Source organism: Actinoallomurus sp. NPDC050550 (assembly GCF_040655075.1).
Classification (GTDB): Bacteria; Actinomycetota; Actinomycetes; order Streptosporangiales; family Streptosporangiaceae; genus Actinoallomurus.
Map to the genome: position 1 here is coordinate 112,018 of NZ_JBFAJC010000020.1, position 13,806 is coordinate 125,823.

At 70.0% G+C, this 13,806-nt stretch carries 16 protein-coding genes; 10 read left to right on the forward strand and 6 right to left on the reverse strand.

Annotation, left to right across the window (positions count from 1 at the left end; all coding sequences use genetic code 11):
* Nucleotides 1-79: 79 nt before the first annotated feature.
* On the reverse strand, nucleotides 80-619 hold the full coding sequence (locus AB0I04_RS26740; RefSeq protein WP_360889790.1) for a CGNR zinc finger domain-containing protein: 540 nt from the start codon (nucleotides 617-619) through the stop codon (nucleotides 80-82).
* Between the two features lie 84 nt (nucleotides 620-703).
* Here AB0I04_RS26740 and AB0I04_RS26745 point away from each other — a divergent pair, with 84 nt between their 5' ends.
* A complete protein-coding gene (locus tag AB0I04_RS26745) occupies nucleotides 704-859 on the forward strand; it encodes a hypothetical protein (protein WP_360889793.1) in 156 nt (51 codons plus the stop codon).
* 29 nt (nucleotides 860-888) lie between these two features.
* Here the strand turns inward: AB0I04_RS26745 and AB0I04_RS26750 are convergent, their stop codons facing one another.
* The 3 genes from AB0I04_RS26750 to AB0I04_RS26760 are packed head-to-tail and all read right to left on the reverse strand — an operon-like array spanning nucleotide 889 to nucleotide 2,285.
* A complete protein-coding gene (locus AB0I04_RS26750; RefSeq protein WP_360889796.1) occupies nucleotides 889-1,071 on the reverse strand; it encodes a hypothetical protein in 183 nt (60 codons plus the stop codon).
* 33 nt (nucleotides 1,072-1,104) lie between these two features.
* Nucleotides 1,105-1,902, reverse strand: coding sequence for a hypothetical protein (locus AB0I04_RS26755; RefSeq protein ID WP_360889799.1), 798 nt, complete (start codon nucleotides 1,900-1,902; stop codon nucleotides 1,105-1,107).
* A gap of 5 nt (nucleotides 1,903-1,907) precedes the next feature.
* Nucleotides 1,908-2,285 carry a hypothetical protein gene (locus tag AB0I04_RS26760; RefSeq protein ID WP_360889802.1) on the reverse strand — a complete coding sequence of 126 codons (378 nt, stop codon included), beginning with the start codon at nucleotides 2,283-2,285 and terminating at the stop codon, nucleotides 1,908-1,910.
* 77 nt (nucleotides 2,286-2,362) lie between these two features.
* Between AB0I04_RS26760 and AB0I04_RS26765 the strand changes: the two genes are divergently transcribed.
* The 4 genes from AB0I04_RS26765 (at nucleotide 2,363) to AB0I04_RS26780 (ending at nucleotide 7,732) form a co-directional block, all read left to right on the forward strand.
* Complete coding sequence (locus tag AB0I04_RS26765) at nucleotides 2,363-3,331, forward strand: bifunctional riboflavin kinase/FAD synthetase (RefSeq protein ID WP_360889805.1); 969 nt, start codon at nucleotides 2,363-2,365, stop codon at nucleotides 3,329-3,331.
* 238 nt (nucleotides 3,332-3,569) lie between these two features.
* Nucleotides 3,570-3,839 carry a 30S ribosomal protein S15 gene (rpsO, locus tag AB0I04_RS26770; RefSeq protein WP_360889808.1) on the forward strand — a complete coding sequence of 90 codons (270 nt, stop codon included), beginning with the start codon at nucleotides 3,570-3,572 and terminating at the stop codon, nucleotides 3,837-3,839.
* A 219-nt stretch (nucleotides 3,840-4,058) separates the two neighbouring features.
* On the forward strand, nucleotides 4,059-6,407 hold the full coding sequence (locus tag AB0I04_RS26775) for a polyribonucleotide nucleotidyltransferase (RefSeq protein WP_360889811.1): 2,349 nt from the start codon (nucleotides 4,059-4,061) through the stop codon (nucleotides 6,405-6,407).
* A complete protein-coding gene (locus AB0I04_RS26780) occupies nucleotides 6,404-7,732 on the forward strand; it encodes a pitrilysin family protein (RefSeq protein WP_360889814.1) in 1,329 nt (442 codons plus the stop codon). The genes AB0I04_RS26775 and AB0I04_RS26780 overlap by 4 nt, the downstream gene beginning before the upstream one ends.
* A gap of 163 nt (nucleotides 7,733-7,895) precedes the next feature.
* Here the strand turns inward: AB0I04_RS26780 and AB0I04_RS26785 are convergent, their stop codons facing one another.
* Entirely contained in the window at nucleotides 7,896-8,198 is a 303-nt protein-coding gene (locus AB0I04_RS26785) for a helix-turn-helix transcriptional regulator (protein WP_360889817.1), read from the reverse strand.
* Between the two features lie 367 nt (nucleotides 8,199-8,565).
* Between AB0I04_RS26785 and dapB the strand changes: the two genes are divergently transcribed.
* Together dapB and AB0I04_RS26795 are read left to right on the forward strand one after the other, a co-directional pair.
* On the forward strand, nucleotides 8,566-9,303 hold the full coding sequence (gene dapB / locus AB0I04_RS26790; RefSeq protein ID WP_360889820.1) for a 4-hydroxy-tetrahydrodipicolinate reductase: 738 nt from the start codon (nucleotides 8,566-8,568) through the stop codon (nucleotides 9,301-9,303).
* A 150-nt stretch (nucleotides 9,304-9,453) separates the two neighbouring features.
* Complete coding sequence (locus tag AB0I04_RS26795) at nucleotides 9,454-10,680, forward strand: WD40 repeat domain-containing protein (protein WP_360889823.1); 1,227 nt, start codon at nucleotides 9,454-9,456, stop codon at nucleotides 10,678-10,680.
* A 31-nt stretch (nucleotides 10,681-10,711) separates the two neighbouring features.
* Here AB0I04_RS26795 and AB0I04_RS26800 read toward each other — a convergent pair whose 3' ends face one another.
* Nucleotides 10,712-11,446: a hypothetical protein gene (locus tag AB0I04_RS26800; protein ID WP_360889826.1), complete on the reverse strand. Its 735-nt coding sequence runs from the start codon at nucleotides 11,444-11,446 to the stop codon at nucleotides 10,712-10,714.
* Between the two features lie 346 nt (nucleotides 11,447-11,792).
* Here AB0I04_RS26800 and AB0I04_RS26805 point away from each other — a divergent pair, with 346 nt between their 5' ends.
* The 3 genes from AB0I04_RS26805 (at nucleotide 11,793) to AB0I04_RS26815 (ending at nucleotide 13,801) form a co-directional block, all read left to right on the forward strand.
* Nucleotides 11,793-13,052 (forward strand): GAF domain-containing SpoIIE family protein phosphatase, encoded by a 1,260-nt coding sequence (locus AB0I04_RS26805; RefSeq protein ID WP_360889828.1) that lies wholly within the window; start codon nucleotides 11,793-11,795, stop codon nucleotides 13,050-13,052.
* Nucleotides 13,053-13,175: 123 nt separating this feature from the next.
* Nucleotides 13,176-13,427 (forward strand): type II toxin-antitoxin system prevent-host-death family antitoxin, encoded by a 252-nt coding sequence (locus tag AB0I04_RS26810; protein ID WP_360889830.1) that lies wholly within the window; start codon nucleotides 13,176-13,178, stop codon nucleotides 13,425-13,427.
* A gap of 2 nt (nucleotides 13,428-13,429) precedes the next feature.
* Nucleotides 13,430-13,801 (forward strand): type II toxin-antitoxin system VapC family toxin, encoded by a 372-nt coding sequence (locus AB0I04_RS26815; RefSeq protein ID WP_360889833.1) that lies wholly within the window; start codon nucleotides 13,430-13,432, stop codon nucleotides 13,799-13,801.
* Nucleotides 13,802-13,806 lie beyond the last annotated feature (5 nt).

Below are 13,806 nucleotides of genomic sequence, written 5' to 3' on the forward strand. Positions count from 1 at the left end.
GCGTCGAGGTCCGCTTCCGCTGAGCGGGCCGCGCGCCGAGGATCCTTGGGCCTCTGACGCCGACGGTCCGCAGCGGTCTTCACATGGGCTGGCGGCGGCGGGCGCGGTAGGCGGCGACGTTCGTACGGTTGGCGCAGGAGTCGGAGCAGAACCGGCGTCGCCCGCCCCGGGAATCGTCGGCGTAGACCCGGTCGCAGTCGGCCGCGGCGCACACGCCGATCCGGTCGATGCCGTGGTCGCACAGCAGTTCGGCGAGGTTCATCAGCGTCGTCGCGCGGACCCGGTGCGCGAGATCCACCTCGGGTGGCGCGTAGTGGACATGCAGCCCCAGCTCGTCGTGGTCCGCCAGGTGCGGATGCATCGGCACGTCGGACAGCAGGCCGTTCAGCATCGCCACCGCCGCGTCGAGGCTCTCGGCCTCGAAGAAGGAGCGGAGCGTGCGGGCCCAGGGCCGCAGCTCGGCGGCGGTCGCCGAGGCGAAGCGCTGCACGAAGAACCCGTGCTCGCCGAGGACCGCCCGCAACGCCTCGTCGCTGTCGTCGCCGTCGCGGCTCGTGACCGCGTTGACGAGGGCGGCGGCGGCCCCCACTCCATGGCTTTTGTAGCCCGTAATCCGCATTGATCCATCTTCCACGATGTGCTTGGATGTAAGCGTCATTCAAATCTAATCAATTACATCAAGCGGCGTGGAGGCGAACCCCCGGTGAGCGAGTGCCCGACCTGCGGCTGGCCCGAGTCAGACGTCTACGAGGTGCTCTCCCGGCACTTCACCTCGGAGGGCGTCGTCACCTACAGCCGCTGCGTCTGCGGCGAGATCCAGGTCCGCCTGCGCCCGTACGCCTCCGACCGGGCTCTTTAGAGCCCGCGCAGAATGGACTGCCGGGCTGTCTAGGCGAGCCGCTTGAGCTGCGGCCACAGACGGTCCCAGGGCACCCGCTGACCCCGGCAGATCCAGATCGGCTGACCCTGCACCTCGTTGTCGATCCGTACGCCGTTGTCGACCCGTCCGGCGACCTGGACGTCGGACCAGTGGCGAGTGAGGAACTCACGCGTCGCGGGCAGGACGATCACGGGGGCGCCGTCGTTCTTCGGCCGCCCGAGGTATCACAGGCCGTTGTGGCCGCTGTAGGCCCTCGGCAGGCCGTACGCCGCGCCGTACCGGTCGATCGCTCCCGCGACGCCGTAGTTGCCGGCCAGGATGACGTAGCCGGGGCGGTAGATCTTTGCCACCGCCGCCGTGAGCTCCGGCCAGCCCACCGTCTCGCGGACGTCATAGCTGATCGCCGCCTCCGGTGTCGCGTGCAGAACGCGCAGCGGGTACACCGGCAGCAGCAGCCCGATCGTCGTGAGCGCCGCGATTCCGAATATCACCGGCCGTAGCCGCCAGCGTTCGACGACCTGGGCGCCGGCGGCCCACAGCGCGGGGTAGGCGCCCATCGTGTAGTAGTGCTTGCCGCCGGTGATCAGGAAGACGAGCAGCAGGAACGCGTAGGCCCAGACGAACAGCCGCCACGGCCCCCGCCACAGCCGCACCAGCCCGACGATCCAGATCGGCGCGGTGAGGATGCCCATGTCGATCAGCTGCCAGGGCAGGAAGCCCAGCCGGCCGCCGTCGGAGCCCCCGGCCGCGATGATCCGGCCCATCTCCAGCTGTGGCCAGCCGTGCCGGGCCTGCCACCACAGGCCCGGTAGCCAGGCGAGAACCGCCACCGCCGCACCGGCGTACAGCAGCGGACGGCGCAGCAGCGCCCGCGGCCCGGCCAGCAGCACTCCCACCACCAGCCCGGCGAGGAAGAACACGATCATGAACTTGATCTGCAGCGCGACCGCGGTGACCAGGCCGACACCGAGCAGGAGACGGTCGTCGCGGACCCGTACCCAGCGGGTGACCAGGAAGGTCACCGCGGTCAGCCCACGACGTCGAAGATCGTCGGTTGCATGAGGTGACCGCCGACCGCGAGCGCCGGTGTGACGGCCCACGCCAGCGCCGCGACCGTCTGGGCGCGCGGGCCGCCGCCCATCTCCCGGGCCGTCTGGGCGGTCAGCACCACGCCCGCCATGAACGCCAGCGTTGAGGGCAGGCGCAGCAGCACTAAGGAGCCGCCGGCGGCGGCCGCGTACAGCGGGACGAGCGGCGGCTGGTCCGGATATCCCCATGCCGGGTGCGCGCCGACGACGCGGAAGTACAGTTCGTCTCTGTGGTAGCCGTACCGGGCGCTCAGCACGGTCAGTACGACGCCGGCCGCGACACTGACGGCCAGCACGGGTCTCCAGGCGAGGGGCATGCACAGATCATGAGCCGGAACCGGCCCGCTGTCATCGGTGTGGCAGGCTAGGGACGACCGCGAGAAGGGGTGGACAGGTGCGACGCTGGCATGGCCTCGACGAGGTGCCCGCCGACTGGGGCAGGTCCGTCGTCACCATCGGGGTGTTCGACGGGGTGCACCTGGGGCACCAGCGCATCGTCGCCCGGGCGTCGGAGTTCGCGCGTGAGCTCGGACTGCCGTCGGTGGTGATCACGTTCGATCCGCATCCGGACGAGGTCGTGCGGCCCGGCACGCACCCGCCGCTGCTGTGCACGCCGAAGCGGCGCGCCGAGCTGCTGGCGGGCCTGGGCGCCGACGCGGTCATGATCCTGCCGTTCACGCTGGAGCTGTCCCGGATGGGGCCCGACGAGTTCGTCCAGTCGGTGCTCGTCGACCGGCTGCACGCGGCGCGCGTGATCGTGGGGGAGGACTTCCGCTTCGGCCACAAGGCGCGGGGAGACGTCGCGCTGTTGCAGGAGCTGGGGGACAAGTACGACTTCGAGGCGGAGGGCGTCCCGCTCGTCGCCAATGGCGAGCCGATCTCCTCGACGCGGATCCGCGAGCGGCTCGCCGCCGGGGACATCGAGGGCGCCCAGCAGCTGCTGGGCCGTCCGCACCGGGTCGAGGGCGTGGTCGTCCGGGGCGCGCGGCGCGGCCGTGAGCTCGGCTTCCCGACCGCCAACCTGGAGACCCTGCCGCACACCGCGATCCCGAGCGACGGGGTGTACGCCGGCTACCTCAACTGCGCCGAGTACGGGCGGGTGCGGGGCGACGACTCGGCGGGCTTTCCCGACGCGCGCTGGCCGGCGGCGATCTCCATCGGCACCAACCCGACGTTCGAGGGGCAGGAGCGCACGGTCGAGGCGTACGCCCTGGACCGCGACGACCTCGACCTGTACGGCGAGCACGTGAGCGTCGACTTCACCGCCCGGCTGCGCGACACGCTGAAGTTCGACTCGATCGAGGCGCTGATCGAGCGGATGCATGACGACGTCGCACGGGCCCGGGAGATCACCGGGTCCTGACCGGACGCCCCCTGGGGAACATCCCGGCGGACAGCGGCGTTGAGCTTGATAATGGGCTGCTCGGCATGACGTGGTACCGTGATTTGCCGCTGGGGAAGTGACCGGCAGTAGTCGGCTGCCCCGTATACGGCGAGGCGGCTCACCGAGCCGCGGCCCCTCCACCCAGGAGACTGTGGGTACGCATGGTTTCCGGGTGCATTCGAACTCCATACCGCGTACCCGACAGAGAAGGAGAGCCGTGTCGCTGGACACCGCCACCAAGAAGCAGATCATGGCTGAGTACGCCACCGTCGAGGGTGACACCGGGTCGCCCGAGGTTCAGGTCGCGCTTCTCACCAAGCGGATCAACGAGCTCACCGAGCACCTCAAGACCCACAAGCACGACCACCACAGCCGTCGTGGCCTGCTTCTGATGGTCGGCCGCCGCCGCCGGCTTCTGCAGTACCTGCAGAAGAAGGACATCAACCGATACCGGCAGCTGATCGAGCGTCTCGGCCTCCGCCGATAACGTCCGGGAGGGAGCGGCGCATGCCGCTCCCTCTCTTCGTATAACTCCACAACAACCCGCGGCCGCCCGTACGGTGTGTCGGGGGCCGGTCCTCGGTAGTGGCCCTCGGATCACGGACGATCCGACGGCTTCGATCGAAGACCGGCACCTCTTACCAGAGCGCTGCACCTCCGGGTACGGATGCGGGGTTTCCCACCTGACCCAAGGAGGTTTCACATCGTGGATGGTGTGAAGATCGCCGAAGCCGTCATCGACAACGGCTCATTCGGCCAACGCAAGATCCGCTTCGAGACGGGCCGGCTGGCCCGCCAGGCGTCCGGTTCGGCCGTCGTCTACCTCGACGACGAGACGATGGTCCTGTCCGCGACCACCGCGTCGAAGAAGCCGAAGGAGAACCTCGACTTCTTCCCGCTGACCGTCGACGTCGAGGAGCGGATGTACGCCGCCGGGCGCATCCCCGGCTCGTTCTTCCGCCGCGAGGGCCGGCCGAGCGAGGACGCGATCCTCACCTGCCGGCTCATTGACCGGCCGCTGCGCCCCTCGTTCAAGAAGGGCCTGCGCAACGAGATCCAGGTCGTCGAGACGATCCTGGCGCTGCACCCGGAGCACCTGTACGACGTCGTGGCGATCAACGCCGCGTCGATGTCGACCCAGCTCGCGGGCCTGCCGTTCTCCGGCCCGATCGGCGGCGTGCGCGTCGCGCTGATCGAGGGCCAGTGGGTCGCGTTCCCGACCCACCCGGAGCTGGAGAAGGCGACCTTCGACATGGTCGTCGCCGGCCGGGTGCTCGAGGACGGCGACGTCGCGATCATGATGGTCGAGGCCGAGTCGACCACGGGCACGCTCAAGCTCGTCGCCGAGGGCGCCGTCGCGCCGACCGAGGAGACGGTCGCGGAGGGCCTCGAGGCCGCCAAGCCGTTCATCAAGGTCCTCTGCCAGGCGCAGAGCAGCCTCGCCGAGCAGGCGGCCAAGGAGACGGCCGAATACCCGATCTTCCTGGACTACCAGGACGACGTGTACGCCGCCGTCGAGGCCGCGGTCCGCACCGAGCTGGCCCAGGCGCTCACCATCGCGGGCAAGCAGGAGCGCGAGACCGAGCTCGACCGCGTCAAGGCCCTCGCAGCCGAGAAGGTCGGCCCCGACTTCGTCGAGCGCGAGAAGGAGATCAGCGCCGCGTTCCGCGCGCTGACCAAGAAGCTCGTCCGCGAGCGCGTCATCGCCGAGAAGGTCCGCATCGACGGCCGTGGCGTCAAGGACATCCGCCAGCTGACCGCCGAGGTCGGCGTCATCCCGCGCGTACACGGCTCGGCGCTGTTCGAGCGCGGCGAGACGCAGATCATGGGCGTGACCACGCTGAACATGCTCCGCATGGAGCAGATGATCGACACGCTCAACCCCGAGCGCACCAAGCGCTACATGCACAACTACAACTTCCCGCCGTACTCCACCGGGGAGACCGGCCGTGTCGGCTCGCCGAAGCGGCGCGAGATCGGGCACGGCGCGCTCGCCGAGCGTGCGCTGCTCCCGGTGCTGCCGACGCGTGAGGAGTTCCCGTACGCCATCCGGCAGGTCTCGGAGGCGGTCGGCTCGAACGGCTCCACCTCAATGGGCTCCGTCTGCGCCAGCACCATGTCGCTGCTGTCGGCAGGCGTGCCGCTCAAGGAGATGGTGGCCGGCATCGCGATGGGCCTGATCAACGAGGGTGACGAGTACGTCACGCTGACCGACATCCTCGGCGCCGAGGACGCCTTCGGCGACATGGACTTCAAGGTCGCCGGCACCCGCGACGTGATCACGGCCCTGCAGCTCGACACCAAGCTCGACGGCATCCCGGCGAACGTCCTGGCCGCCGCGCTCAAGCAGGCCAAGGGCGCCCGCCTCGCGATCCTCGACGTCATGCACGAGGCCATCGAGGCCCCCGGCGAGATGAGCCCGAACGCGCCGCGGATCATCACGATCAAGGTCCCGGTCGACAAGATCGGCGAGGTCATCGGCCCCAAGGGCAAGATGATCAACTCGATCCAGGACGACACCGGCGCCGAGATCACGATCGAGGACGACGGCACCATCTACGTCGGCGCCACCGACGGCCCGTCCGCCGAGGCCGCGCGGCAGGCGATCAACTCGATCGCCAACCCGCACATGCCCGAGGTCGGCGAGCGCTACCTCGGCACCGTGGTGAAGACCACCACGTTCGGCGCCTTCGTGTCGCTGCTGCCCGGCAAGGACGGCCTGCTGCACATCTCTCAGATCCGCAAGCTGCACGGCGGCGCGCGGATCGAGAACATCGACGACGTCATCAAGGTCGGCGAGAAGATCCAGGTCGAGGTCACCGAGATCGACAACCGCGGCAAGCTGTCGCTGGTGCCGGTCGATGTCGTCGAGCGGGAGGCCGCGGCCGCCGAGGCCGCTCCCGCCTCGGACGAGGCGTCGGCGCCCGCCGAGGACGGCGAGCGGGCCGAGCGCCCGGAGCGCCGGGAGAGCCGCGACGGGGGTGAGCGCCCTCGCCGGCGACGCACCCGAAGCGGCGGCAGCGACCGTGGCGGCGACAGCGACCGTAACTCATGACGGTCCTCGCCAGGGAACAGGAGCCCGGCTCCACCTACGTCGTTCACCCCGGCGCCGACGGCGCCGGGGTGGTGCGGCGGACCGTTCTGCCGGGTGGGCTGCGCGTCGTCACCGAGACCGTGCCGACCGTCCGGTCGGTGGCCTTCGGCATCTGGGCCGGGGTCGGCTCGCGTGACGAGTCGATCGAGGACGCCGGCGCGAGCCACTACCTTGAGCACCTGCTGTTCAAGGGCACGCGCAAGCGCACCGCGCTGGAGATCTCCTCGCTGATGGACGCGGCGGGCGGCGAGATGAACGCCTTCACCGCCAAGGAGTACACCTGCTACTACGCGCGGGTGCTCGACTCCGACATGCCGCTGGCCATCGACGTCGTCTCCGACATGGTCATCGACTCGCTCATCGAGCCGCAGGACGTCGACGCCGAGCGCGGGGTGATCCTCGAAGAGATCGCCATGCACGACGACGACCCCACCGACGCGGTGCACGACGAGTTCTCCGCTTCGCTGTTCGGCGACACCCCGCTGGGCCGCCCGATCCTCGGCACCGTCGAGTCGATCAGCGGGATCGGCCGGGACCGCATCGCGCGGTACTACCGGGACCGCTACGTCCCGCAGAACCTCGTCGTCTCGGCGGCCGGCAACATCGACCACGACGAGGTCGTACGGCAGGTGCAGGCGGCGTTCGCGGGCGTACTCGGCGACAACGGGCAACTGCCCAGCGCGCCGCGGATCGGCGGCCCCGGCGCGGCGCCGACCTCCGGCGTACGCTCGCTCGACCGGCCGACCGAGCAGGCCAACCTGATCCTCGGCACCGTCGGGATCACCCGCACCGACGAGCGACGGTTCGCCCTCGGCGTCCTGAACGCCGCGCTCGGCGGCGGGATGTCCTCCCGGCTGTTCCAGGAGATCCGCGAGAAGCGCGGCCTGGCCTACTCGGTGTACAGCTACAACTCCCAGTACGCCGACACCGGCATCTTCGGGGTGTACGCCGGCTGCCTGCCCGCCAAGGTCGACGAGGTCCTCGAGATCTGCCGCGAAGAGGTCGCCAAGGTGGCCGAGCACGGCATCACCGAGGAGGAGCTCGAGCGCGGCAAGGGCCAGCTGCGAGGGTCGTTCGTGCTTGGCCTTGAGGACACCGGGTCCCGGATGAGCCGCATCGGCAAGAGCGAGCTGGTCTACGACAGCCTGCTCTCGGTCGACGACATACTGGGCCGCATCGAGGCCGTCACGCTGGACGACGTCCGCACGGTCGGCCGCGACATCCTGGGCCGCCCGATGACCCTGACGGTCATCGGCCCGTTCGAGGGCCGCGACTTCACCCTCTGAGGCATCATCGAAGGGGCTTTCCACACGCCACGGCGCGCGGGAAGCCCCTTCGGCGTTCACAGGAACGCGATGTCCGTCCCAGGCGGCAGTGGTCTCGTGCGGCCGTCCATGCCCGTCTCTGGCGACTCGCTGGATTCCACCGAAGGAGACTCCACGGTTGGAATCAGCGCGGTCGTCGTGCCGCACCGGGGCAGGGGCGTGCTGACGCGTTCCGGATTCCCTCATCGTCGTGCTCAGGCCGGTTCCGGCCGCGCCGCGGCCCGCGATATTCGCGGCCGTCCGGATACACGCTCATCTTCTCGGCCACGTCGGTCTGCGACAGACCGAGCGTATTGCGGCGTTCGGCGAGGCGGTGGCCGTCAATGTAGGCATGGTTGCGCTTGCGGGCCTCGGAAATGCCCTGTTCGCTGCCGGCTCCGGCGACGACGTCGACGTGTACGTCATTCCACCTAGGGAAGTCCGTCATCGCTGTTGCCCTCGACCCGGCGTTCCTTCTAGGTACTCCTCGTAGAGGTCTTCGGCGCGGGGGATGGCTTGTTCGTACCAGCCGGACCATTTTCCCGACTTGTCCCCGCCGACAAGCAAGCTCGCCGAGCGCCGGGGTCAAACGCGAGCGCTCAGGTTGGATGGACAAGGCCCCGCTAGCGGTCTCTCTCCCGGTCAATACGTAGGCCGCATGCGATCCAACGCGTCGCCCAGATCCTCCAAGCCGCTTACGGTCCGCTGTCGGATCCGCCAACGAGGTTCGAGGTCTTCCTCGACGTGCTGATAAGAGGGCTCCTCCCGGTCGGCGATAGGCTCGGCGAGGCCGGTACGAGCAGGAGGAACGACAAATGATCAAAGTCGGGGTGCTGGGCGCACGTGGGCGCGTTGGAGCCGAGCTGTGCCGGGCGGTCGAGGCCGCGGACGACCTCGAGCTGGTCGCCGCGGTGGACGCCGGTGACTCGCGGGAGCCCCTCGAGGCCGCCGAGGTCGCCATCGACTTCACCCATCCCGACGCGGTCATGGACAACCTGCGCTGGCTGGCCGAGCACGGCGTGCACGCGGTCGTGGGCACGACCGGGTTCGATGACGAGCGGCTCGCGACCGTACGCGGGTGGCTGGCGGAGCGGCCGGGGACGAACATCCTGATCGCCCCCAACTTCGCCGTGGGCGCGGTGCTCATGATGCACTTCGCCCAGAAGGCCGCCCCGTTCTTCGAGTCGGTCGAGATCGTCGAGCTGCACCACCCGAACAAGGCGGACGCCCCCAGCGGGACGTCCCGGCGCACCGCCGAGCTGGTCACGGCCGCGCGGGAGAAGGCCGGTGTCGGCCCGTCCCCGGACGCGACCACGACCGGTCTGGAGGGCGCGCGGGGCGCGGACGTCGACGGCGTCCATGTGCACGCCGTCCGCCTGGCCGGGCTGATCGCGCACCAGGAGGTACTGCTGGGCGGGCACGGCGAGACGCTGACGATCCGGCACGACTCGCTGAGCCGCGAGTCGTTCAGCCCGGGTGTGCTGCTCGCCGTCCGCCGCGTCGGCGAGCTGTCCGGTCTCACCATCGGCATCGAGTCGCTGCTCGGCCTCTGACCGCCGTACGATCGGCCGCCTGCCCCAGCGGGGATCTGGCGGCCGTCGTGCTTCTTGCGGGTCGCGCGCACGCCCCGAGGCCAGGCGGCCAGGGCAAGCCGCAGCGAGTCCGCCCGGACAGATCTGCGCAATCGAGGGGAAGCGCGCCCGATGATCGAACAGTGGCAGGCCATGGCCGACGATGGTCGCGAGTTCGAGGCGTGGGATGAGATCACCCGCCATGCCGAGGACCTGCCGGAGGACGAAGTCCGGGCGCTGATCGAGGACTTGGCCGGCTGGCCAGGTCGGCGCCCGATGCCATACCGCTGGTGGGAGCGGCGCTCCCGGGGCGAGTGGGCGCCGTGCTTTCTCCTGGCCGACCACCGCGTCCTGTACGGAGATTGCGAGATGCGTGACATGGAGGATCCCGACGCGTACGAGGAGTTCTACGGCACCTCGGCCGTGGGCGACGAGGGTTTCTTCAACGGCTTCAACGCGATCGGGACCAGCCCGGACCTGCGCTGGACGGCGCTCGTCTCTGAGGCCGAGGGCAACAGCTCCAGCGGCGGGCTGGAGGTGTTCGACGCCGAGACCGGAGCGTGGGAGACCGACGGCGTCCAAGAGGACGCTCACTACATCGGCTGGGGCGAGGACGTGGCCGTCAGCCCGGACGGCTCGCTCCTCGCGACCGCGGGCAGGTTCGACCGGCAGGTGATCGTCTGGCGCGTCCCGGGACCGGAACGACTGTGGGCCGCAGGCTCGTGGCGGACCGGCGCGGAGGGGGCGGGATACTCCCACATCGGCTTCAGCGGGGACGGGCGGCTGATCGTGGCCGTGAGTTCCGCCTCTCCATGGGATGAAACCGTGGAGCGGAATGTCGTGGTGGCCGACGCCGAGACCGGCGACGTCATGTTCACCACGGCCACGGCCACGGTCGTCGCCGGAGGCGCCGTTCTGGACCACTCCGGTTCCCGGCTCGCCCTCGTCGGACCGGACGGTGACGTGCTGATTCACCGGCTGCCCGACGGGGAGGTGACGGCCCGGCACCGTACGGCCCTGCCCGGCGCCGGCCCGCTCGCGCTTTCACCGGAGGGCGACACGGTCGCCGTCGGCGGCGACGGCGGCCTGGAACTCGTTGGACGATCGACCGGGCGCGTGCCGGCCGAGGGAACGTGCCAGGCCATCACCTGGTCGCCGGACGGGCCGCGCGCCCTGTTCACCTCGGAAGAGGCCGCCACGGTGATCGACGGCCAGGGCCGTGCGTTGTGGACACGCCAAATGGAGGATCCGAGCCCCCTGGTGGCCGCCTTCACGCCCGGCGGGCACACGCTGGTCACGATCGAGACGTACCCCGCCGAGATCACCGCCTGGTTCCTGGACCGCGACCTGCGGCGGTGAACTCACCGGGGACGGCCTTCACAGGGCGTGGTCAGGCGTTGAGGCGGGTGAGCAGCGTCTCGACCAGCGCGTGCAGGGACTCGCGGGAGCCGTGCCGGAGGTAGGCGCGGACGCGTCCGAGTACGTCGACGCGGGTGCCGTGGCCGAGTCCGGCTCGCAGGTGCAGGGGTCCTGAGCGGCCCGGTGGCCCGAACCACCAGGCGGCCTCCCGGGTGTGCCGCCGCAGGACCTCGCCCGCGTACGCGCCGGCGAGGACGGTCAGGTCGCCGTCGGTGAACTTCTCGTCCTCGTCGTCGGCGCGCAGGCCGTGGAGGCGGCGTCGCTCCTCCAGCGCGTCGTCGAGGAGTTCCAGCGACTCGACCGAGCCGTCGAGCCCGTGCTGGGCGGCGAAGCGGTCGGCGTTCGCGCCCTGCAGCGTCCCCAGGTCCGGTGAGCCGTCGAGCAGGTTGGGGAAGCGGGCCGGCCGCCCGGTGGCCGGGCGCGGGCGCAGGGCGCTGCCGATCGTCGCCGCGATGTCGCGGTCCCACAGGAACTGCAGGACGCTCCCGGGCGGCTCGCCGGTGCTGTGCACGAGAACGGTGGAGCGGTGTCCCTCCCCGCTGAGCCGCTCGGCGTGCGCCAGTGCGGCGGCCACCTTGATCATGAGTTGGACGTAGTCGAGGGCCTCGCGTTCCGGTGCCCAGTCGTCCGCCACGAGCCAGAGAGCCTGGTCGCCACCGGGGGGACCCGTGACGAGATCGGCGTTGTCGAGGTCGGCGAGGCCCACAGGATGAACTCCGTACGGGGGAAGTGTTCGCTGCGGCGAACATTGTCGCTCCGTTGGGCATCCGTGCGCACTTCGACCCGCCGCGTGTCCGGCGAGTCATCGGCACCGTGAGTGGGTGATCGTACCGGTTTATCGCAAATGTCCTCCGGGTAGGCGTTGGGCACGGCCGCAACCGGCGGCCGACGGTGTGGTCAAGACGCGGCCACCTATGGTCCATCCCGCAAGTGCCTGAGGGGATTCCAGTCGTGACCTGTGCACCGTCTCGTGAGTACGCATGCCCGACCGTCGCCGCCCGGACATACCCGGCGACGGAGGGCGCTCGAGTCAGCCGGGGAGGCCCGTCCCGATGACGTCGACCCCGCGGAGGCCCGACATCGACGAGATGGACGGGATGGTGGGAAAGGCCATCGCGGAGCTGCTGAGCCGCGCGCATCTGCTCCGGCCGGGCGCCGTCGCCGACACACTGGTCGAGTACGCGCGGCCCTTCGGCGTCCAGGGAGCCACGATCTACCTCGCCGACCTCGGGCGGCAGTACCTGCGGGCCATACCCGGAGCGGACGGCTCGCCACTGCCCGAGCTGCCGATCGACTCGACCCTCGCCGGGCGGGCGTTCCGGACCATCGAGATCCAGTACGGTGCTCCGGACCCGGTCGGGCGGCATCACATCTGGCTGCCGCTCATGGACGGCACCGAACGGCTGGGTGTCCTGGAGCTCGTCGTCGGCGACGTGAGCGAGGCCATGATCGGCCGCTGCCGTGCGCTCGCCTCTTTCGCCGGGCTGGTCGTGGTGAGCAAGAGCGCCTACAGCGACGCCCACGCACAGGTGCGGCGGACGCAGCCGATGGCACTGCAGGCCGAGATGGTCTGGGCGTTCATGGCGCCGCCGACGTTCGCGACGGACGACGTCATCATCGCCGCCGCGATCGAACCCGTGTACGGGGTGGGCGGTGACGCGTACGACTACGCGTTGCTCGGCGACAACCTGCACGTCGCGGTGTTCGACGCCGTCGGGCACGACCTGCCGGCCGGCCTGATCGCCAGTGTGGCCATGGCCAGTTGCCGGAACACCCGGCGCGCCGGCGGTGACCTCCCCGAGCTCGTGGCACGCGCCGACCACGCGATCGCGGGCCAGTTCGGCGGCTCACGATTCGCGACCGCACTGCTGTGCGACCTGGACGTCACCACCGGCCGGTTCCGCTGGATCGCCTGCGGGCACCCGCCGCCGCTGCTGATCCGGGACAACAAGGTGATCAAGGAGCTGTTCCGCCGGCCACGGCTGCCGCTCGGCCTGCCCGAGGACCGGCACGACCTGGACCTGGCGGCACCTCCGCCCGTCCACACCGAGCACCTGCAGCCCGGCGACCGCCTCCTGCTCTACACCGACGGCGTCGTCGAGGGGCGGGCCGCCGACGGCACGCAGTTCGGCGTGCGGCGCCTCGGCGACTTCGTCATCCGGCACAGCGCGGCCGGCATGCCCGCCTCCGAGACGCTGCGCCGCCTGAACCGCGCCATCCTCGACTTCCAGCACGGCCGCCTGGCCGACGACGCCACGACCGTCCTCGTGGAGTGGCGGCCGGACGACCCGCAGCGCCAGTACGGGTTCTGAGCCGACCAGGGCGTCGTCCGCCTGAGGACTGCTGATCTCGCTCGAAGTGCGTGATGCCGGTTGAGGTCACTGTACTCTCTGGCTAAGCGGACTAGACTTAGTCTGGTCACAAAGGAGGTGCTCATGTCCAAGGGGACGGTCGAGCAGTTCAACATCCACGAGGCCAAGACACATCTGTCCCGGATCATCGACCGGGTGGAGGAAGGCCAAGAGGTCATCATCAGCCGTGCAGGGAAGCCGGTGGCCAAGGTGGTGCCTCTGTCCGCTCAGGTCCATCGCAAGGGGCGGGGCTCGTTGCGCGGCAGGCTCGTTCTTGCCGACGACTGGGACTCCGAGGAGACGAACGCCGCTATCGCCGCAGAGTTCGGACTTTAGCCGTGAGGTTGCTGCTCGATACGCATGTCGTCCTTTGGTGGTTGATCGACGCGCCGGAGCTCGCGGACGGGGTCAAGGACCAGATCGATACGGAGCCTGACGTCTTCGTGAGTGCGGCGAGCATATGGGAGCTGGCGATCAAGCAGGCGACCGGCAAGCTGGGACCCGCCGATATTCCGGAGCAGGTGGCAGCCTGCGATCTGCGGGAGCTTCCGATAACGGCGCGCCATGCCATGGCCGCCGGAAGGCTGGCCTCCATCCACCGGGATCCATTCGATCGGATGCTCGTAGCGCAGGCGCAGTCCGAGGGGCTGACCCTGGTAACCCACGACGCGATGGTGCAGAAATACGACGTCTCGGTGCTTTACGTCTGAGCCGG

Excerpts from the sequence above, each read along its gene's own strand:
- AB0I04_RS26740 (WP_360889790.1), bottom strand. The coding sequence starts at position 619 with ATGCGGATTACGGGCTACAAAAGCCATGGAGTGGGGGCCGCCGCCGCC.
- AB0I04_RS26760 (WP_360889802.1), bottom strand. The coding sequence starts at position 2,285 with ATGCCCCTCGCCTGGAGACCCGTGCTGGCCGTCAGTGTCGCGGCCGGC.
- AB0I04_RS26780 (WP_360889814.1), top strand. The coding sequence starts at position 6,404 with ATGACGGTCCTCGCCAGGGAACAGGAGCCCGGCTCCACCTACGTCGTT.
- AB0I04_RS26785 (WP_360889817.1), bottom strand. The coding sequence starts at position 8,198 with ATGACGGACTTCCCTAGGTGGAATGACGTACACGTCGACGTCGTCGCC.
- dapB (WP_360889820.1), top strand. The coding sequence starts at position 8,566 with ATGATCAAAGTCGGGGTGCTGGGCGCACGTGGGCGCGTTGGAGCCGAG.
- AB0I04_RS26795 (WP_360889823.1), top strand. The coding sequence starts at position 9,454 with ATGATCGAACAGTGGCAGGCCATGGCCGACGATGGTCGCGAGTTCGAG.
- AB0I04_RS26805 (WP_360889828.1), top strand. The coding sequence starts at position 11,793 with ATGACGTCGACCCCGCGGAGGCCCGACATCGACGAGATGGACGGGATG.
- AB0I04_RS26810 (WP_360889830.1), top strand. The coding sequence starts at position 13,176 with ATGTCCAAGGGGACGGTCGAGCAGTTCAACATCCACGAGGCCAAGACA.